Origin of the sequence: Streptomyces sp. D2-8 (genome assembly GCF_023184515.1) — a bacterium.
In the GTDB taxonomy this organism is placed as follows: Bacteria; Actinomycetota; Actinomycetes; order Streptomycetales; family Streptomycetaceae; genus Streptomyces.
This window is the reverse complement of record NZ_JAAHBP010000019.1, coordinates 84,649-103,156: the sequence shown is the minus strand read 5'-3', so window position 1 is coordinate 103,156 and position 18,508 is coordinate 84,649. Positions and strand designations below refer to the sequence as shown.

The 18,508-nt window shown below is 70.1% G+C and carries 18 protein-coding genes; 6 read left to right on the top strand and 12 right to left on the bottom strand.

Going from position 1 to position 18,508, the window contains the following annotated elements; genetic code table 11:
- Positions 1 to 132 precede the first annotated feature (132 nt).
- From G3I77_RS28805 to G3I77_RS28760, 10 genes are all read right to left on the bottom strand, one after another.
- Positions 133 to 537 carry a hypothetical protein gene (locus G3I77_RS28805; protein WP_248508227.1) on the bottom strand — a complete coding sequence of 135 codons (405 nt, stop codon included), beginning with the start codon at positions 535 to 537 and terminating at the stop codon, positions 133 to 135.
- A gap of 51 nt (positions 538 to 588) precedes the next feature.
- Complete coding sequence (locus tag G3I77_RS28800; protein ID WP_248508226.1) at positions 589 to 1,416, bottom strand: shikimate dehydrogenase; 828 nt, start codon at positions 1,414 to 1,416, stop codon at positions 589 to 591.
- 11 nt (positions 1,417 to 1,427) lie between these two features.
- A complete protein-coding gene (gene mltG, locus G3I77_RS28795; RefSeq protein ID WP_248508225.1) occupies positions 1,428 to 3,143 on the bottom strand; it encodes an endolytic transglycosylase MltG in 1,716 nt (571 codons plus the stop codon).
- 123 nt (positions 3,144 to 3,266) lie between these two features.
- Positions 3,267 to 3,731: a Holliday junction resolvase RuvX gene (gene ruvX / locus G3I77_RS28790; RefSeq protein WP_248508224.1), complete on the bottom strand. Its 465-nt coding sequence runs from the start codon at positions 3,729 to 3,731 to the stop codon at positions 3,267 to 3,269.
- Between the two features lie 17 nt (positions 3,732 to 3,748).
- Positions 3,749 to 6,421, bottom strand: a complete 2,673-nt coding sequence (gene alaS / locus G3I77_RS28785; RefSeq protein ID WP_248508223.1) for an alanine--tRNA ligase — start codon at positions 6,419 to 6,421, stop codon at positions 3,749 to 3,751.
- On the bottom strand, positions 6,421 to 6,774 hold the full coding sequence (locus G3I77_RS28780; RefSeq protein ID WP_248508222.1) for a hypothetical protein: 354 nt from the start codon (positions 6,772 to 6,774) through the stop codon (positions 6,421 to 6,423). Before G3I77_RS28780 ends, alaS begins: the two co-directional genes overlap by 1 nt.
- A 9-nt stretch (positions 6,775 to 6,783) precedes the next feature.
- Positions 6,784 to 7,224, bottom strand: a complete 441-nt coding sequence (locus G3I77_RS28775; RefSeq protein WP_248508221.1) for a DUF948 domain-containing protein — start codon at positions 7,222 to 7,224, stop codon at positions 6,784 to 6,786.
- Between the two features lie 176 nt (positions 7,225 to 7,400).
- The gene (gene rpsD, locus G3I77_RS28770) at positions 7,401 to 8,015 is read right to left on the bottom strand and encodes a 30S ribosomal protein S4 (RefSeq protein WP_031104240.1); all 615 of its coding nucleotides are present in this window, start codon (positions 8,013 to 8,015) and stop codon (positions 7,401 to 7,403) included.
- A 306-nt stretch (positions 8,016 to 8,321) separates the two neighbouring features.
- Positions 8,322 to 9,674 (bottom strand): replication-associated recombination protein A, encoded by a 1,353-nt coding sequence (locus tag G3I77_RS28765; protein WP_248508220.1) that lies wholly within the window; start codon positions 9,672 to 9,674, stop codon positions 8,322 to 8,324.
- Between the two features lie 56 nt (positions 9,675 to 9,730).
- Positions 9,731 to 10,387, bottom strand: coding sequence for a vitamin K epoxide reductase family protein (locus G3I77_RS28760; RefSeq protein WP_248508219.1), 657 nt, complete (start codon positions 10,385 to 10,387; stop codon positions 9,731 to 9,733).
- A gap of 142 nt (positions 10,388 to 10,529) precedes the next feature.
- Between G3I77_RS28760 and G3I77_RS28755 the strand changes: the two genes are divergently transcribed.
- The 4 genes from G3I77_RS28755 to G3I77_RS28740 are packed head-to-tail and all read left to right on the top strand — an operon-like array spanning position 10,530 to position 14,060.
- On the top strand, positions 10,530 to 11,402 hold the full coding sequence (locus tag G3I77_RS28755; RefSeq protein ID WP_248508218.1) for an ABC transporter ATP-binding protein: 873 nt from the start codon (positions 10,530 to 10,532) through the stop codon (positions 11,400 to 11,402).
- Positions 11,399 to 12,244, top strand: coding sequence for an ABC transporter permease (locus G3I77_RS28750; protein ID WP_248508217.1), 846 nt, complete (start codon positions 11,399 to 11,401; stop codon positions 12,242 to 12,244). Before G3I77_RS28755 ends, G3I77_RS28750 begins: the two co-directional genes overlap by 4 nt.
- Complete coding sequence (locus G3I77_RS28745) at positions 12,241 to 13,437, top strand: sensor histidine kinase (RefSeq protein WP_248508216.1); 1,197 nt, start codon at positions 12,241 to 12,243, stop codon at positions 13,435 to 13,437. Before G3I77_RS28750 ends, G3I77_RS28745 begins: the two co-directional genes overlap by 4 nt.
- Positions 13,434 to 14,060, top strand: a complete 627-nt coding sequence (locus G3I77_RS28740; protein WP_248508215.1) for a response regulator transcription factor — start codon at positions 13,434 to 13,436, stop codon at positions 14,058 to 14,060. Before G3I77_RS28745 ends, G3I77_RS28740 begins: the two co-directional genes overlap by 4 nt.
- Before the next feature lie 40 nt (positions 14,061 to 14,100).
- Here the strand turns inward: G3I77_RS28740 and hisS are convergent, their stop codons facing one another.
- Positions 14,101 to 15,363, bottom strand: coding sequence for a histidine--tRNA ligase (gene hisS / locus G3I77_RS28735; protein ID WP_248508214.1), 1,263 nt, complete (start codon positions 15,361 to 15,363; stop codon positions 14,101 to 14,103).
- Between the two features lie 11 nt (positions 15,364 to 15,374).
- Complete coding sequence (locus G3I77_RS28730) at positions 15,375 to 16,082, bottom strand: MBL fold metallo-hydrolase (RefSeq protein WP_248508213.1); 708 nt, start codon at positions 16,080 to 16,082, stop codon at positions 15,375 to 15,377.
- Positions 16,083 to 16,249: 167 nt separating this feature from the next.
- Here G3I77_RS28730 and G3I77_RS28725 point away from each other — a divergent pair, with 167 nt between their 5' ends.
- Together G3I77_RS28725 and G3I77_RS28720 are read left to right on the top strand one after the other, a co-directional pair.
- The gene (locus G3I77_RS28725; RefSeq protein ID WP_248508212.1) at positions 16,250 to 17,095 is read left to right on the top strand and encodes a peptidylprolyl isomerase; all 846 of its coding nucleotides are present in this window, start codon (positions 16,250 to 16,252) and stop codon (positions 17,093 to 17,095) included.
- 136 nt (positions 17,096 to 17,231) lie between these two features.
- Positions 17,232 to 18,461 (top strand): DUF349 domain-containing protein, encoded by a 1,230-nt coding sequence (locus tag G3I77_RS28720; protein WP_248508211.1) that lies wholly within the window; start codon positions 17,232 to 17,234, stop codon positions 18,459 to 18,461.
- The last annotated feature ends 47 nt before the right edge of the window (positions 18,462 to 18,508 follow it).

Sequence of the window (18,508 nt, the reverse complement as noted above, 5' to 3'; positions counted from 1 at the left end):
TCAGTGCTCGCGCTCTGGTACTGCCCTGCGTACGCGCCTCGTCGCGTACGGCGACGGCGTGACCGGGTGCGCGGCCCGGTCCGCCATCTCCGATCCTCCCACGCCGGGGCCGACTGCCCGGCGGGCGGTCCATCAAGCGGACGCGTTCGCGGACGGGCCGTCGCCCTGCCGCTGCCGCGGCGCGTACGCCCCGAGGAAGTCGCCGCCGCTCGGCTGCCGCACGGGCTGGGCCTGCTGCGGGGCGTACGCCCCAAGATGGTCGGCCCCACTGCCATGCTGCTGCGCCTGCCGGGGTGCGTACTCCCCGAGGTAGTCCGCTCCGCGCCCCTGCCCGTGCTGGGCCGCGGCGTGGACCGGCTGCCCGTTGCGGACGGCACGCCGGTAGGCGATCTTGCGCTTGATCTTGACGACCCAGGACGCCACGACGGCGAGCACGATCAGGGCGAGCACCGTGATCTGCACCCAGTCGGGCAGGAATCCCAGCAGGGACTCGAATATCTGGGACTTGACGGACGCCTGAGGCAGGCCTGCGGACATGACGGACGTTCCCCTCCCCCGTTCCGCCCCCTGCGGAACCGAGAGCGGATACTAGCGGTCTGCGAGCGCCCGTTCGCCCGCTTTTCGCATGGCGTCCAGGGGCGCCGGGGCCAGCCCCGTCATCTGCTCGACCTGGAGCACGGCCTGGTGCACCAGCAGGTCGAGACCGCTGACGACGGCACCGCCGTACGCCGACCAGCGGGCGGCGAGGACGGTCGGCCAGGGGTCGTAGAGGACGTCGAAGAGGGCCGCCGGACGCTCCGGCACGGACCGGGCGAGGGCGTCGGTGACACCGGCCGGCGTGGTGCTGATCACCAGGGGGGCGCGCAGGGCCTGCTCGGCGTCGGCCCAGTCGGCGATGCGGACGGCGACGTCGAGTCGCTCGGCCCACTGCCGCATCTCGGCGGCCCGGGCCTCGCTGCGCACGTACACGGTGATCTCGCCCGGGCAGATCCGGGACAGGGCGGCCAGCGCGGAGGAGGCGGTGGCGCCCGCGCCGAGGACGGCGGCGGCGTCGACCTTGTCGATGCCGTGCTCGCGCAGGGCCGCGACCATGCCCGGGATGTCGGTGTTGTCCCCGATACTGCGGCCGTCCTCGGTACGGACGACGGTGTTGACGGCGTCGACCGAGGCAGCGGTCTCACTGATCTCGTCCAGCAGCGGGATCACGGCCCGCTTCAGCGGCATGGTCAGCGAGAGCCCGGCCCACTCGGGTCCGAGCGCCTCGAAGAACGCGGGCAGCCCGGCCTCGTCGACCTCGAACCTGTCGTACGACCAGCCGGCCAGGCCCAACTCCTGGTAGGCGGCGCGGTGCAGGACCGGGGAGAGCGAGTGGGTGATCGGGGAGCCGAGTACGGCGGCTCGGCGCGGTGCGGCCATCAGGGTCTTCCTCAGTTGTTCCGCGAGGCGTTGAACTGGTCGACCAGCTTCTGGTGTTCGGTGTTCGTCTTCGTGAACTTGCTGGTCTTGCCGTCGAGCGAGATGAAGTAGTACCAGCCGTCGTCCGTGGGCTTGAGGGCGCCCTTGATCGCGTCCTCGCCCGGGTTGTCGATCGGACCGGGCGGCAGGCCCTTGTGGAAGTACGTGTTGTACGGGTTGTCGTACGTCCGCAGTTCTTGCAGAGTCAGGTCGATCTTGCTCTGGTTCTTGATGTAGTTGTAGGTGGAGTCGAACTCCAGCATGCCGTTGGTCTGCGCGTTCCCGGGCTTCATGCGGTTGTAGACGACCTCGGCCATCTTGCGGAAGTCGTCGTGGCTCGTTCCCTCGGCCTGGACCAGGCTGGCGATGGTGACCAGCTGCCACGGGTCCTCAAGGCCGAGGCTCTCGGCCTTCTCCGCCACGCCGTACCTCTCGTACGTCGCGGTGGCCCGCTTGACCATCTGCTTCAGGACGTCCTCGGGCTTCTGGCCTTCCCGCACGCCGTAGCTGGAGGGGTAGAGGAAGCCTTCCAGCGGGTCCTTGACATCCGGGTGGTTCTGCGCCCAGGCGGGCAGGCCGAGCTTCTTGTAGTCCTTCTTGGCGACCGCGGCGGTAGTGCCGTCCTTGACCTCCAGCCGCTTGTCGATGAGCTGGTAGATGTCGGCGTTGCGCCTGCCCTCGGCGATGATCAGGTTGTCGCGGCTCTCGGGACTGAGCATCAGTTCGACCGCACTCTCGGCCGACATTTGCTTCTGCAGCGTGTAGACGCCGTCCTGGATGCTCTTGCCCTCGGGGTTGCTCTGCTGGGCCGCGACGAACGCGTCGACGCTCTTGACGACCCCCGCGCTCTTCAGCACCTGACCGATCTTGTACCCGAGCGCTCCCTCGGGGATCTCGACCGTCACCTGCTGCCCGTTGCCCTCACCCGCGAAGTCCGGGTCGTCGCCGAAACGATCCTGGTAGAACTGGTAGCCGAAGTAGCTGACGCCTGCCAGGCCGCCGCCCAGGATCACGACGACCAGCAGGCAGGCCATGCCGTTGCGGCGCTTCTTCGGTTTACTGCCGCGCCCTCGCTTGTCGTCGCGCCCGCGGCGCTCCCCCGGCTCGTCATCGTCGTCATCGTCGTCCCCGCCCGCGAAGAAGGCGTGTTCGCCCTGGTCGGGGCCGGGGTCCCAGCCCGTCTCCGGTTCCGGTGCGGGCTCGGCCCCTCGCCGGCCGGGCGGCTCGGGGGGCGGATACGCGTCGGGCGTGCCGTAGTAGTCCTGCCGGCCCCCGCCGTACGCACCGGCCTGCTGCCCGTACGGGTCCCCCGGGTCACCGGGGTACGAGACCTGCTGGTGCGGGTCGTTGGCCCAGCCGCCGGTGTCGTACTGCTGCTGGTGGTAGCCCTGAGCCTGCTGATGTCCGTGGTCCGGCTGCCCGGGGTACTGCTGATGGCCGTGCGCCGGTGCCGCGTACTGCTGGTCGTACGGGTACTGCTGCTGGTCCTGGCCGTATCCGGCCTGGTCACCGGTGCCCCACTCGCCGTACTGCGGCTGCTGCGGCTGCTCTGGATAGTGCTGCGGCTGGCCGCCGTAGGGGGACTGCTGACCCTGATGGGCCTGCTGTCCGCCCCATCCGCCGTCCCCGTACAACGGGTCCTCCGGATGCCACGGTTCGGAGCCTTGGCCCCGGCCATACTCAGTCATCGATCCCCTAGAGCCGCGAGGCGGCGGTGGCGCGGCTTCCGGCTCGGCGCTCCCGTTCCGCCTCTTGCTGTGCGGCGGCTGTTCGAATGCCGTCGCATCGCGCGGAACGTTACCGTATCGCGATCAGATGACCACTTCGACGCCTTCGCCGGGTGCTTTACCTGACACCCGTTCGGATTCGAGGGCCTGTTGCAGGATGATCACGGCCGCTGCCTGGTCGATGACGGACCGGCCCTTCTTGGATTTCACGCCCGAGGCGCGCAGTCCCTGGCTGGCCGTGACCGTCGTCATGCGTTCGTCGACGAGTCTCACCGGAACCGGGGAGATCATGCGGGCCAGTTCCTGGGTGAAGCCCCGGACCTTGACCGCGGCCGGCCCCTCGCCCCCCTTGAGGGAGCGCGGGAGACCGACCACGACCTCGATGGGCTCGTACTCCTCGACGAGTTGCTTCAACCGCCGCTGAGCTGCCGGGATGTCACGCCCCGGGACCGTCTCCACCGGGGTGGCGAGGATCCCGTCGGGGTCGCACGAGGCGACCCCGATGCGGGCGTCCCCGACGTCGATCGCGAGTCGACGTCCTCTGCGCATGCTGTCCGACCCGTCTCTTACTTGGCCGTCTCGGTGACCAGGCGCTCCACGGCGTCCACGGCGTCACCGATGGCGGCCGGGTTCTGGCCGCCGCCCTGGGCGACGTCCGGCTTGCCGCCACCGCCGCCGCCGAGGGTCTTGGCGGCCGTACGGACCAGTTCCCCGGCCTTCAGGCCGCGCTCGCGGGCGGCCTCGTTGGTGGCGATGACCGTCAGTGGCTTGCCGTTCGCCACCGTGAACAGGGCGACCACGGCGGCCCGTCCACCCTGGATGCGTCCACGCACGTCAAGGACCAGCTTGCGCAGGTCGTCGGCGGTCGTGCCGTCCGGGACCTGACCGGTCACGAGAGCAACGCCACGGATGTCCTTGGCGGACTCGGCGAGACCGGCGGCGGCCTGGAGGACCTTCTCGGCGCGGAACTTCTCGATCTCCTTCTCGGCGTCCTTCAGCTTGCCGAGCATGGCGGAGACCTTCTCCGGGAGCTCCTCCGGGCGGCCCTTGATCAGCTCCTGGAGCTGGGCGACGACCGTGTGCTCACGGGCGAGGAAGTTGTAGGCGTCCACCCCGACGAGGGCCTCGATCCGACGGACACCGGAGCCGATGGAGGACTCGCCGAGCAGCTTCACCAGGCCCAGCTGGGCGGTGTTGTGCACGTGCGTGCCGCCGCACAGCTCCTTGGAGAAGTCTCCGATGGTGACCACGCGGACGCGCTCGCCGTACTTCTCGCCGAACTCGGCGATGGCGCCCTGCTTCTTGGCCTCGTCGATGCCCATGACGTCGGCGCGGACGTCGAGGTCGCGGGCGAGCACCTCGTTGATCTTCTGCTCGACGTCGGTCATCACGGCCGTCGGAACGGCGGACGGGGAACCGAAGTCGAAGCGGAAGCGGCCGGGCTGGTTCTCGGAACCGGCCTGGGCGGCCGTCGGGCCGAGGGCGTCGCGCAGGGCCTGATGGGTGAGGTGCGTGGCCGAGTGGGCACGGGCGATGGCCTTGCGGCGGCGGTCGTCGATGGAGGCGTGGGCCTTGGCGCCGACGGTGACCTCGCCGACCTGGACGACGCCCTTGTGGACGTAGACCCCCGGGACCGGTTTCTGACAGTCGCGGATCTCGATCACGGCACCGGTGTCGACCTTGATGCGGCCGGTGTCGCCGATCTGGCCGCCGCCCTCGGCGTAGAAGGGGGTGCGGTCGAGGACGATCTCGACCTCGTCGCCCTCGGTGGCGGCCGGGGAGGAGGCGCCGTCGACGAGGATGCCGACGATCGTGGACTCGCTCTCGGTGTCCGAGTAGCCGACGAAGTCGGTGGCCCCGGCCTGGTCGGCGATCTCACGGTAGGCGCCGGCGCCGGCGTGCCCGGTCTTCTTGGCCTGGGCGTCGGCCTTGGCGCGCTCCCGCTGCTCCTTCATCAGGCGGCGGAAGCCGTCCTCGTCCACGGAGAGGCCCTGCTCGGCGGCCATCTCCAGGGTGAGGTCGATCGGGAAGCCCCAGGTGTCGTGGAGCAGGAAGGCCTTGTCGCCGGGCAGGACGGTGCCGCCGGCGGACTTGGTGTCGGACACGGCGGTGTCGAGGATGTTGGTGCCGGCCTTCAGCGTCTTGAGGAAGGCGTTCTCCTCGGCGAGGGCGACCTTCTCGATGCGCTCGCGGTCGGTGATGAGCTCGGGGTACTGCTGGCCCATCATGCCGATCACGGTGTCGATGAGGTCCTTGACGACCGGGCCGGTGGCGCCGAGCAGGCGCATGTTGCGGATGGCGCGGCGCATGATGCGGCGCAGCACGTAGCCGCGGCCCTCGTTGCCGGGGGTGACGCCGTCGCCGATCAGCATCACGGAGGTGCGCATGTGGTCGGTGACCACGCGCAGGGAGACGTCCGAGTCGTGGGCGTCGCCGTAGCGGACACCGGTCAGGTCGGTGGCCGTGTTGATGACGGCCATCGAGGTGTCGATCTCGTACATGTTCTGCACGCCCTGCAGAATCATGGCGAGGCGCTCGAGGCCGAGGCCGGTGTCGATGTTCTTGCTGGGCAGGTCGCCGAGGATCTCGAAGTTGTCCTTGCCGGTGCCCTCGCCCCGCTCGTACTGCATGAAGACGAGGTTCCAGATCTCCACGTACCGCTCGTCGTTGACGGCGGGGCCGCCCTCGACACCGAAGTCGGGGCCGCGGTCGTAGTTGATCTCGGAACACGGGCCGCAGGGGCCGGGGACGCCCATGGACCAGTAGTTGTCCTTCATGCCGAGGCGCTGGATGCGCTCCTTCGGCACCCCGACGACCTCGTGCCAGATGCGCTCGGCCTCGTCGTCGTCCTTGTAGACGGTGATCCACAGGCGCTCGGGATCGAGGCCGTAACCGCCCTTGTCCTGGGCGCCGGTGAGCAGCTCCCAGGCGAGCTTGATGGCGCCTTCCTTGAAGTAGTCGCCGAAGGAGAAGTTGCCGCACATCTGGAAGAACGTGCCGTGGCGGGTGGTCTTGCCGACCTCTTCGATGTCGGGTGTGCGCACGCACTTCTGCACGCTGGTGGCGCGCGAGAAGGGCGGCTTGACCTCACCCAGGAAGTAGGGCTTGAAGGGCACCATGCCGGCCGGGACGAGGAGCAGAGTCGGGTCGTCCGCGATGAGCGACGCCGAAGGGACGACGGTGTGACCGCGCTCCTCGAAGAAGCTCAACCAGCGGCGGCGAATCTCAGCCGACTCCATCAGTGGTCCTCATTCCGGTTGTACGGGTACGTCTGGTACGTCGAACCCTCGACGTACTTGGGGTTGTTGCGGTTCTCGATGGCGGCGTACCGCCGGGGCCCGGGGAGTTCGGGGTTCTCGTTGATCCCGAGGGCGTCGCCCAACTCGGCCTCCCGCACGGCCATGTTGTCCCGGACGTCGAGTGCGAAGCCCACGGCACGGTCCTTGATGCGGTGACCGGCCTCGATCGCCTTGTTGCCGGCGGTTCTGGCGAGGCTCTCGGGGGTCAGCTGCTTCAGCTTGCGATTGACCTTGGTGGTGGCCCACACACCGGCGGCGACGCCCGTGGTGAACCAGAAGGTGCGGCGGAACATCGCTGGCTCTCAGTCCCTCTTCCCTCGGGCGCTGCGCCGAGTGACCGTACGGCCCACGATCACGGTACGCCTGGACGCCTTGGCGGGCACGTCCTCGTTGCGGCCCCCGAGGGCCCGGCGCACGCCGTAGCCGAACGCCGCGACCTTGACCAGGGGGCCGCCGAAGGTGGAGGCGACGGTGGTGGAGAGCGCCGAGGCGTTCGACGTGACCTCCTGGACGTCGGAGGCGATCGAGTCGACCCGGTCGATCTGGGTCTGCGCGGAGCGCACCGCCGCGGAGGCGTCGGCCAGCAACGGGACGGCCTGGTCGGTCACCTCCGCCACGAGCTTGGTGGTCGCCTTGAGCGTCTGGGCCACCCTCGCCAGGGCGACGGCGAGGAAGGAGACCAGAATCGCCCAGAAGACGGCCACCAGGATCCCGGCAACCTCTCCACCGGACACTGTGTGCACCCGCTCCCTGAAACGTGCCTGAACATCAAAAAGTCGTGCGCCGAGCCTATCGCGCCGGGCGTGGCGCTCCGTACCGGATTACCGTGCGGGGGCAGGGGAATCGCGAAAGCCCGCCGCCTCGCCCACCCGGGCGGGTGGGGAGACGACGGGCTGAAGTACCGCGTGCCTGCCGAAGATCAGCGGGCGTAGTACTCGACGACGAGCTGCTCGTCGCAGATCACCGGGATCTCCTTGCGGTTCGGCTCGCGGTCCAGGCGGAACGCCAGGCCCTTGAGGTTCACCTGGAGGTAGCGCGGGGTCTCACCGTCGGGGGCGAAGCCACCCTCACGAGCGATCGTGAAGAGGGTCTTCTCCTTGGAGCGCTCACGCACCTGCACGACGTCGTCCGGACGGACACGGAAGGAGGGCTTGTCGACCTTCTTGCCGTTGACCGCGATGTGGCCGTGGACGACCATCTGGCGGGCCTGGTAGATCGTGCGGGCGATGCCCGAACGCAGCACCAGCGCGTCGAGACGACGCTCGAGCTCGATGATCAGGGCCTCACCGGTCTTGCCCTGGACCTTGGAGGCACGCTCGTAGGCGCGGACGAGCTGGCGCTCGGACACGTCGTACTGCGCGCGCAGACGCTGCTTCTCGAGCAGACGGACCTTGTAGTCCGAGTTCTGCTTGCGGCCACGGCCGTGCTCACCCGGCGGGTAGGGACGGGCCTCGAAGTACTTGACGGCCTTCGGGGTCAGCGCGATGCCGAGGGCACGCGACTTCTTGACCTTGGGGCGGGACTGGTTCGCCACTGTTTTTCGCTTTCCTTGTATCGGCTTGTCAGGGTTGAGGGAGGTCGCATCCGCAGCCGGGGAAACCCGCCTCACGCCCTGATGGGCCTGGGGTGGGCAGCCGCTCCCCTGGTCTGGGCACATACGTGCAGCACGCGAGTGGCCCATCGACCGTTCCCGTAAGCGCCGGGTGGGGTGGTGGGCTGCCCGCGACACCGTTCGACGGTGCGCGACGCTCCTGGAGCCGATCCCGGAGGATCGGGCTCCGGCCGACTGTCCCGTTCTGACTGCACGGGACGCGGCACTCCGGACGAGTTTACAGGGTCGTCAGGACCGCTTCCGACCGAGGTTCCTCCGGGTCCACTCCACCGCGTCCGCGTAGCGGGCCTCCGACCCGTGCCGCGTCGGCTCGTAGTACTCGCGGTCCTTCAGCTCGTCCGGGGCGTACTGCTGGGCCGCGATGCCCTCGGGCAGGTCGTGCGGGTAGACGTAGCCCCGGCCGTGGCCGAGCTTGGTCGCGCCCTTGTAGTGGCTGTCGCGCAGGTGGGCGGGGACGGGCCCGGCCAGGCCCTTGCGGACGTCCTCCAGGGCGGCGCCGATCGCGGTGGTCGCGGCGTTGGACTTGGGTGCCAGGGCGAGGGCGATGGTGGCGTGGCTGAGGGTGAGGGCGGCCTCGGGGAAGCCGATCATGGCGACGGCCTGGGCGGCGGCGACCGCCGTCTGCAGTGCGGTCGGGTCGGCCAGGCCGATGTCCTCGCTGGCGGAGATCATCAGGCGCCGGGCGATGAAGCGGGGGTCCTCGCCGGCCTCGATCATCCGGGCCAGGTAGTGCAGGGCCGCGTCGACGTCGGAGCCGCGGATGGACTTGATCAGGGCGCTGGCCACGTCGTAGTGCTGGTCACCGTCGCGGTCGTACTTCACGGCGGCCCGGTCGACCGTCTCCTCCAGGGTGGTCAGGTCGATCTCCGCCTCGCCCTTGTCGAGGGCGGCTCCGGCAGCCGCCTCCAGGGCGGTCAGGGCGCGGCGGGCGTCGCCGCCGGCGATGCGCAGGAGGTGGCTCTCGGTCTCCTCGGGGAGGGTGACGGCGCCCTTGAGGCCGCGCTCGTCGGTGAGGGCGCGCCGGATGAGGCTTCTGATGTCCTCGTCCGTGAGCGGTTCGAGGGTGAGCAGCAGGGAGCGGGACAGCAGCGGTGAGATCACCGAGAAGTACGGGTTCTCCGTCGTCGCCGCGATGAGCGTCACCCAGCGGTTCTCGACGGCCGGGAGCAGGGAGTCCTGCTGGGCCTTGCTGAAGCGGTGGATCTCGTCGAGGAAGAGGACGGTCTCCTTGCCGTACCCGCCGGAGGCGCGGCGGGCGCCGTCGATGACCGCGCGGACCTCCTTGACGCCGGCGGTGATCGCCGACAGCTCCACGAAGCGGGCGTCGGTCGCCTTGGAGACGACGTACGCCAGGGTGGTCTTGCCGGTGCCGGGCGGGCCCCAGAGGAGCACCGAGGAGGGGCCGGCCGGGCCGGACGCCTCCCCGACCAGCCTGCGCAGCGGTGAGCCGGGCTTCAGCAGATGCTGCTGGCCCACGACCTCGTCGAGGGTGCGCGGGCGCATCCGCACCGCCAGGGGGCTGCTGGACGGCTCCTTCTCCTGGCGTTCTTCGGCTGCGGCGGTGAACAGGTCGGGCTCCACGTCAGAAACCCTAAATCACGGCACTGACAATCCGGCCGGGCCCCGGAACCCCGGCGTCAGCTGATCCAGAAGTCCCACCAGCGGGTCAGTACCAGCATGCCGATGATGCCGATGTGCAGCACGGGCAGGACCCACGTGAACTCGCCGAAGAAGCTCTTGAGCCAGCTCGGGGCGGGCAGGAAGCCCTTGCGGATGTTGAACGACGTCACGTACCAGAACATCAGGATCGTGGCGACCCAGGCCAGGCTGCACCACAGGCAGAGCGCGTTGATCCGGTACAGGGACTGGAACATCAGCCAAGCGCAGAAGCTCACGCCGAAGAGGCAGCCGGCGTTGAAGGTGAGCCAGTACCAGCGCGGGAAGCGGGCGCGGGCGAGCAGGCTGATGCCGACGCAGATGACGATGCCGTAGGCGACGAGGCCGAGCATCGGGTTCGGGAAGCCGAAGACCGCGGCCTGCTTGCTCTCCATGACGCTGCCGCAGGAGACGACCGGGTTGAGGCTGCAGCCGGGCGTGAACGTCTTGCCCTCGACCTTGGCCTCGAGGATCTTGAACTTGTCGATCGTGATGACCCACGCGGCGAGCAGTCCGGCCGCGCCGGTGATCACCAGCAGCAGGGCCAGGGCCCGGCTGCCGCCCTCCGCACGGGGCGCGATCCCGCCGCGCTCCGGCTCGGACTCCGCGGAGACGTCCCTGACTGTCGTCTTGCTCATCACGCCGATTCCGTCACTTGAGACCTGAACACCTTCGGGCAAGGCCATTGTGCCGCACCGGTGCCCGTGTCCACCGTTCAGTGGACATAAGGATGTCCGTCCGGTCGTCCCTGAGGGTTGTGTTCCGGCCGACGCTCGTCGCATGACAGCACAGGGGTACGAACTCGCCGTGGACGTGCGGGGGCTGCGCAAGCGCTACGGGGGCGTGACCGCCGTCGACGGCATCGATCTCGGCATCCGACGGGGCGAGGTGTTCGGCCTGCTCGGGCCCAACGGCGCGGGCAAGAGCACCACGGTGGAGATCCTCCAGGGCAACCGGGACCGGGACGCCGGCGAGGTGTCCGTGCTCGGGTCGGACCCGGCGGCCGGCACGCGCGCGTGGCGTTCACGTGTCGGGATCGTCTGGCAGGACGAATCGGCGCCCGCCGAGTTGACGGTCCGGGAGACCGTGCGGCACTTCGCCCGCTACTACCCCCGGCCGCGGGACCCGGAGGAGATCATCGGCCTGGTCGGTCTGGAGGCGAAGGCGGACAGCCGGATCAAGGCGCTGTCGGGCGGCCAGCGCCGGCGCCTGGACGTGGCGCTCGGCGTCATCGGGGGTCCCGACCTGCTGCTCCTGGACGAGCCGACGACCGGTTTCGATCCGGCGGCCCGGCGGCAGTTCTGGTCGCTGATCCGCGCCCTGGCCGACGAGGGCACGACCATCCTGCTGACCACGCACTACCTGGAGGAGGCGGAAGCCCTCGTGCACCGGCTGGCCGTCGTCGCCAAGGGCCGGATCGTCGCCGAGGGCGAACCCGGAACCCTGCGGGAGCGGTACGGCACCGAGGCCACCGTCGCCTGGACCGAGCCGGACGGGACCCCGCGCACGGAGCGCACCGGGACGCCGGCCCGGACCGTCGCCGGGCTCACACAGCGCTTCGGCGGCGAGATCCCGGGGCTGACGGTGACCCGCCCCACGCTGGAGGACGTCTACCTCCGGCTGACCGGACAGTCCCAGGAGGACGCGCGATGAGCACGACCGTCGTACGGGAGCGCGGTGAGGTGCGCGTCGGACGGCTGCCCGGTGCGTGGGGGCTCGGACTGCGGCGGGGCGCCCTGGAGATCAGGCAGTTCTTCCGGCAGCGCGACCAGGTGGTGTTCACGTTCGCCTTCCCGGTCGTCCTGCTGTTCCTGTTCGCGTCGATCTTCCGGGACGACGTGGAGGGCGCGGGCATCACCGCCTCGCAGCTGTACGTGCCGGCGATGATGGCCGCCGGGATCATGTCGACGAGCTTCCAGGCGCTCGGCATCTCGATCGCGATCGAGCGGGAGGACAAGGTGCTGCGCCGGCTGCGGGGCACGCCGATGCCGCCTGCGGCCTACTTCCTCGGCAAGATCTGGCTGGTTCTCTTCACCGGTCTGCTGGAGACGGCGATCCTCCTCCTCGTCGGCACGACCTGCTACGGCGTGGACCTGCCCGCGGACGCGGGCCGCTGGTTCGACCTGGCGTGGATCTTCGTGCTGGGCATCACGGCCTGTGCCCTGCTCGGCATCGCGATCGGCTCGGTGCCGAGCTCCGCGAACAGTGCGAGTTCGGTGGTCGTCCTGCCCTTCCTGGTGCTGCAGTTCATCTCCGGGGTGTACATCGCCATCGGCACGGTCCCGGACTGGATGCTGACCATCGGCGCGCTGTTCCCGCTGAAGTGGATGTGCCAGGGGCTGCGCGGGGTGTTCCTGCCGGAGTCGGCGCAGGTGCTGGAGCAGGCGGGGAGCTGGGAGTCGGGACGCGTGGCTCTGGTGCTGGCCGCGTGGTGCGTCGGAGGATTGGCCCTATGTCTGCTGACGTTCCGCTGGAAGGACCGGCGCACCGGATGAGCGAAGCCGCGGCCGCCGGCAGCGCCTACCACTGGGAGCGCTCGTTCCGGCTCTGGGACACGTACTTCGCGCTGATCTGGGTCGCCACGGTGGCCTACGTGCTCGCCTCGGAGCGGCCCGGCTGGCCACTGCGCGCGGTCGCGGCGGCGCTGCTCGTCCCGCTCGTCCCGCTGTACGTGGTGGCCGGGCGGCGCCTGATCCGGGGCGATCCGCCCGACCAGCGGCAGGCGATCGGCTATCTGGCGGCGGCGCTGGCACTGTTCCTGCCGTCGGCGGTGCTCGCCGGTGAGACGCGGGTGCTGACGTTCGCGCTGATCCCGCAGTGCTTCATGACGCTGCGGCTGCGGTCGGCGCTGGTGGCGGTGGCCGTGATGAACCTCGTGCCCGTGGCGGGCTGGGCACTGCTGTGGTGGCCCGGTGCCCGGGAGCTGGCCTTCGACGTGCTGTTCTCGGTGGTCACCCTGGTCTACTCGGTGGCCGTCGGCAGCTGGGTCATCCGGATCATCGAGCAGAGTCAGGAGCGGGCGGAGTTGATCGCGGAGCTGGACGCCAGCCGCCATGAGGTGGGCCGGTTGTCCGAGGCCCACGGGGCGCTGGCCGAGCGGGAGCGGCTGGCCCGGGAGATCCACGACACCCTGGCGCAGGGGTTCACCAGTCTGGTGATGCTGATCCAGGCAGTCGAGGCGGAGCTGGACCATGACGTGCCCGAGGCGCGGCGGCATCTGCGGCTGATGGACGAGACGGCCCGGCAGAACCTCGCCGAGGCCCGGGCGTTGGTCGCCGGGGGTGCGCCCGCCGACCTGGACGGCGCGTCCCTGCCGGACGCCCTGCGCAGGCTCGCCGCCCGCCATGACGCGGCGCTGGCGGTGACCGGCCCGGTGCGCACGCTGCCCGCGGGCCCGGAGGTGGTCGCGCTGCGCGCCTGCCAGGAGGCGCTGGCCAACGCCCGTAAGCACGCGGGGAGTCCGGTGGCGGTCGGCGTGTCGCTTGCGTACGCCGACGACTCCCTGACGGTGTCGGTTCGGGACGACGGCCGTGGCTTCGACCCCACTGCCGTCCGCGGCGGGTACGGTCTCGCGGGGCTGCGGTCCCGGGCCGCCGAGGTGGGCGGCACCGCCGAGGTGCGCAGCGCCCCGGGCGACGGCACGGTCGTGACCTTACGGCTGCCGGTCGTGAGGAGGCGGACACCGTGATCCGGATCATCCTGGCCGACGACCATCCCGTGGTGCGGGAGGGGCTGCGGGCGATGCTCAGTGCGGAGTCCGACCTGGAGGTCGTCGCCGACGCCTCCAGTGGGCCGCAGGCGGAGGCGCTGGCGGCGCGGTTGCGGCCCGACATCGTGCTGATGGACCTGCGGATGCCGGACGGTGGCGGCGTGGACTCGATCGTGCGGATGGCGCGGGCCGGGCTGGAGTGCCGGGTGGTCGTGCTGACGACCTACGAAACGGACCGGGACATTCTGCGGGCCGTGGAGGCCGGGGCCGCGGGCTATCTGCTGAAGGACCTTCCGCGGGCCGAACTCGCGGAGGCCGTACGGGCGGCGGCACGCGGCGAGACGGTACTGGCACCGTCCGTCGCGGCCCGGCTGGTGGACCAGCTGCGGACGAAACCGGAGCGCCCCCGGCTGTCGGAGCGTGAGACGGCCGTGCTGCGGCTGGTCGCCGAGGGGTGCACGAACGCGGAGATCGGGCGCAGGCTGTTCATCGGGGAGTCGACGGTGAAGACGTATCTGCTGCGGGTCTTCGGCAAGTTGGGGGTGGCCGACCGGACGTCGGCCGTCACCAGCGCGATGCGGTACGGGCTGCTGGAGCAGTGAGGAAGGCGCCGGACGTCTCTCCGGCGCCTTCGGACTCACGTCAGCCCAGCCGGGCTTCCAGTTCCGCCACGATCTCGTTCACGCCCACCGCCGCCTGCTCGCCCGACTCCATGTCCTTGAGCTGGACGACGCCCTCGGCGAGGTCGCGTTCACCGGCGACGACCGTGTACCGGGCGCCGCTGCGGTTGGCGTTCTTCATCGCGCCCTTGAGGCCCTTGCCACCGTAGGAGAAGTCGGCCGCGATGCCGTTCTTGCGCAGCTCCGTGACCTTGGCGAACAGGACGCGGCGGGCCTCCTCGCCGAGCGGGACGGCGAACACGCTGGTGGTGGCGGGCAGTTCGAGCTCGACGCCCTCCGCCTCCAGGGCGAGGACCGTGCGGTCGACGCCGAGGGCCCAGCCGACGGACGGCAGCGCGGGGCCGCCGATCATCTCGGACAGGCCGTCGTAGCGGCCGCCGCCGCCCACCGCGGACTGCGAGCCGAGGCCGTCGTGGACGAACTCGAAGGTGGTGCGGGTGTAGTAGTCCAGGCCGCGGACCAGCTTCAGGTCGTCCTCGAAGGAGACGCCCGCCGCCGTGATCAGCTCGCGGACCTCCTCGTGGTACGCCTTGCACGCGTCGCACAGGTAGTCACGCAGCAGCGGCGCGTCCCCCAGCTGCTTCTGGACCGACTCGCGCTTGTCGTCCAGGACGCGCAGCGGGTTGATCTCCGCACGCCGCAGGGTGTCCCCGTCCAGGTCCAGGCCGCGCAGGAACTCCTGTAGCGCCGACCGGTACACCGGGCGGCACTCCTGGTCGCCGAGGCTGTTGAGCAGGATCCGGAAGTCGCTCAGGCCCAGCGAGCGGTAGGCCTGGTCGGCCAGGATGATCAGCTCGGCGTCCAGCGCCGGGTCCTCCGCGCCGATCGCCTCGGCACCGACCTGGGAGAAGTGGCGGTAGCGGCCCTTCTGAGGACGCTCGTAGCGGTAGTACGAGCCGGAGTACCAGAGCTTGACCGGGAGGTTGCCGGCCTTGTGCAGGTTGGCCTCCAGCGCCGCGCGCAGGACGGAGGCCGTGCCTTCGGGGCGCAGGGCGAGCCGGTCGCCGCCCTTGGTCTCGAAGGCGTACATCTCCTTGGTCACGATGTCGGTGGACTCACCGACCCCGCGCGCGAAGAGTTCGACGTTCTCGAAGCCCGGCGTCTCGATGTAGCCGTAGCCGGAGTTGCGCAGCGGCGCGGCGATCGCCTCACGGACGGCGAGGTACTTGGCGCTGTCCGGCGGGATCAGGTCGTACGTGCCCTTGGGGGCCTTGAAGGTGCTCACGGAAGGTCTCGTCACATTCCTCGTCGGGGAGCCGGAGATGCTCCCTGGCCGCCCGCCACCTGCCGCAGATACGGGTTGGTGGCGCGCTCCTGGCCGATGGTCGTCTGGGGGCCGTGGCCCGACAGCACCACGGTCGAGTCGTCGAGCGGCAGGCACACGCGGGCCAGCGAGTCGAGCATCTCGGCCATGTCACCGCCGGGCAGGTCGGTGCGTCCGATGGAGCCGGCGAACAGCAGGTCGCCCGAGAACAGGATCGGCGGGATGTCCGCCGCCTCGGGCATGCCGAAGGTCACCGACCCCTTGGTATGGCCGGGCGCGTGCGCGACGGACAGCTCCAGGCCCGCCAGCTCCAGCTTCGCACCGTCGGTCAGCTCCCTGACGTCGTCGGGCTCCCCCACGGTCAGCTCGCCCAGGAGCGGCATCCCGATGGAACGGCCGATGCCCTTCTCCGGGTCGCTCATCATGTAGCGGTCGTCGGGGTGGATCCAGGCCGGCACGTCGTGCGCGCCGCACACCGGGACGACCGAGGCCACGTGGTCGATGTGGCCGTGGGTGAGGACGACGGCGACGGGATTGAGCCGGTGCTTGGCGATCGCCTCCGCCACGCCGTCGGCGGCCTGATGGCCGGGGTCGATGATCACGCACTCCTCACCGGCGGCGGGGGCGACGAGGTAGCAGTTCGTCCCCCAGGCCCCGGCGGGGAACCCGGCAATGAGCACGATCGTCCTTCGTTGTGTCGATACGGGCGGCTACGGCTGCTCACAGAGCCTACCGGCGCCGCCGATTCCTCAGCGAACCCATATACGGTACGGGGCACACGCAGGCGGTCGGCACACAGGACCCACGCGTACCGGTCGACGTATCAGACCCATGAGGAGAGAACCCGGTGGTCAGCCAGGAACAGCGGCGGCGTCAGCTCGCCCGGGAGAAGTTCTTGCGGCAGCAGCAGCGACGCACTGACGCGCGACGCAAGGCCCGTATCCGCAACTCCGTGATCGCCTCGGTTCTCGGCGTGATCGTGGTGCTCTCGGTGACGGTCTTCCTGACCAAGCCGTTCGAGGACAACGGCAAGACGGAGAACGCGAACGCGGACGTCACCCCGAGCGCCACGCCCAGCAAGGCCCCGGACCCGTGCGAGAAGCCGGCCCCGGGCAAGGTCAAGTCGGAGACCTGGAAGAAGGAACCGGCGATGGCCATCGACGAGTCGGCGAAGTACACGATGAAGCTGGACACGACCTGCGGCGAGATAGACGTCGCGCTGAAGGCGTCGGCGGCGCCGCACACCGTCAACTCGTTCAACTTCCTTCTCGGCAAGGGCTACTTGGACCACAGCAAGTGCCACCGGCTCACGGACCAGGGCATCTACGTCCTGCAGTGCGGCGACCCGAAGGGCACCGGCATGGGCGGACCGGGCTACACCATCCCGGACGAGAACCTCAAGGACAAGAGCCTCAAGGGCGGGATCTACCCGGCGGGCACGGTCGCGATGGCGAACCAGTACAACGCGCAGACGAAGCAGGGCCGAGACAGCGGCGGCAGCCAGTTCTTCCTCGTCTACCAGGACAGTCAGCTGCCGGCCGACTACACACCGTTCGGTACGGTGTCCGAGGCGGGCATGAAGGTCCTGAAGAAAATCGCGGACGCGGGAGCGCAGGCCCCCGACCCTCAGACGGGCAATACGGCGCCCAACGCGACGGTCGTGATCAACAAGGCCACGATCACGAAATCCTGACCCCCAACTGCGAAATTTCGGTCGCGCGGGATGCGGACAGGCCCCCCGCCGGTCGCCTATGTTGGCCGTGACGAAACTGTGGACGATGCCCGGGGGAGCTTCAGGCCCCCCGCAGGCATCATGTGGAGGAGGCGCTGTGAGCAGCGACCCGTGGGGCCGCGTCGACGAGACGGGGACCGTGTACGTGCGTACGGCCGACGGCGAGCAGGTCGTCGGTTCCTGGCAGGCGGGCTCCCCTGAGGAGGCGCTGGCCTATTTCGAGCGCAAGTACGAGGGCCTGGTTGTCGAGATCGGCCTCCTCGAGAAGCGAGTGAAGACCACCGACCTGTCGGCGAAGGACGCCCAGGCCGCCATCGACCACATCCGGGAGCAGGTCGACGCGCACCACGTGGTGGGCGACCTGGACGCCCTGCGGGTCCGGCTGGACAAGCTCGTGGAGCTGGTGGAGGCGCGCCGCGAGGAGCGCAAGGCACAGCGGGCGAAGCAGTCCGACGAGGCGCGCAAGTCCAAGGAGGCGCTGGTCGCCGAGGCGGAGGAGCTGTCGCAGTCCGACCAGTGGCGGGCGGCCGGTGAGCGGCTGCGGGCCCTGGTGGACACCTGGAAGGGTCTGCCGCGCCTGGACCGCAAGTCCGACGACGAGCTGTGGCACCGGTTCTCGCACGCGCGGTCGGCGTTCTCCAAGCGGCGCAAGCAGCACTTCGCGCAGCTGGACGCTCAGCGCGAGGAGGCGCGCCGCACCAAGGAGCGCCTGGTCTCCGAGGCCGAGGCGCTGTCGAACTCGACGGACTGGGGTGTGACGGCGGCGCGCTACCGCGAGCTGATGTCCGAGTGGAAGGCCGCGGGCCGCGCCCAGCGCGAGCACGAGGACGACCTGTGGAACCGCTTCCGCGGCGCCCAGGACGTCTTCTTCGCGGCCCGCAGCTCGGTCTTCGCCGAGCGGGACGCCGAGCAGTCGGAGAACCTGAAGCTCAAGGAGGAGCTGGCCGAGGAGGCCGAGAAGCTCCTGCCGATCTCGGACCTGAAGGCGGCCCGGGCCGCGTTCCGGAACGTGAACGAGCGCTGGGAGGCCATCGGCCATGTGCCGCGCGACGCCCGGCCCAAGGTCGAGGGCCGTATGCACGCGGTCGAGCGGGCCATCCAGGAGGCCGAGGAGGCCGAGTGGCGCCGGACGAACCCGGAGGCACGCGCGCGTGCCGAGGGTCTGACCGGCCAGCTCCAGGCCGCGGTGGACAAGCTGCGAGGCCAGATCGAGCAGGCGCGGGCGCAGGGCAACAACGCCAAGGCCGACAAGCTCCAGCGTGAGCTCGACGGCCGGCAGGCGCTGCTGGACCAGGCGCTGAAGGGCCTGCAGGAGTTCGGAGGCTGAGCAGTCGATCGAAAGGGGCTCCCGTACACGGTGTACGGGAGCCCCTT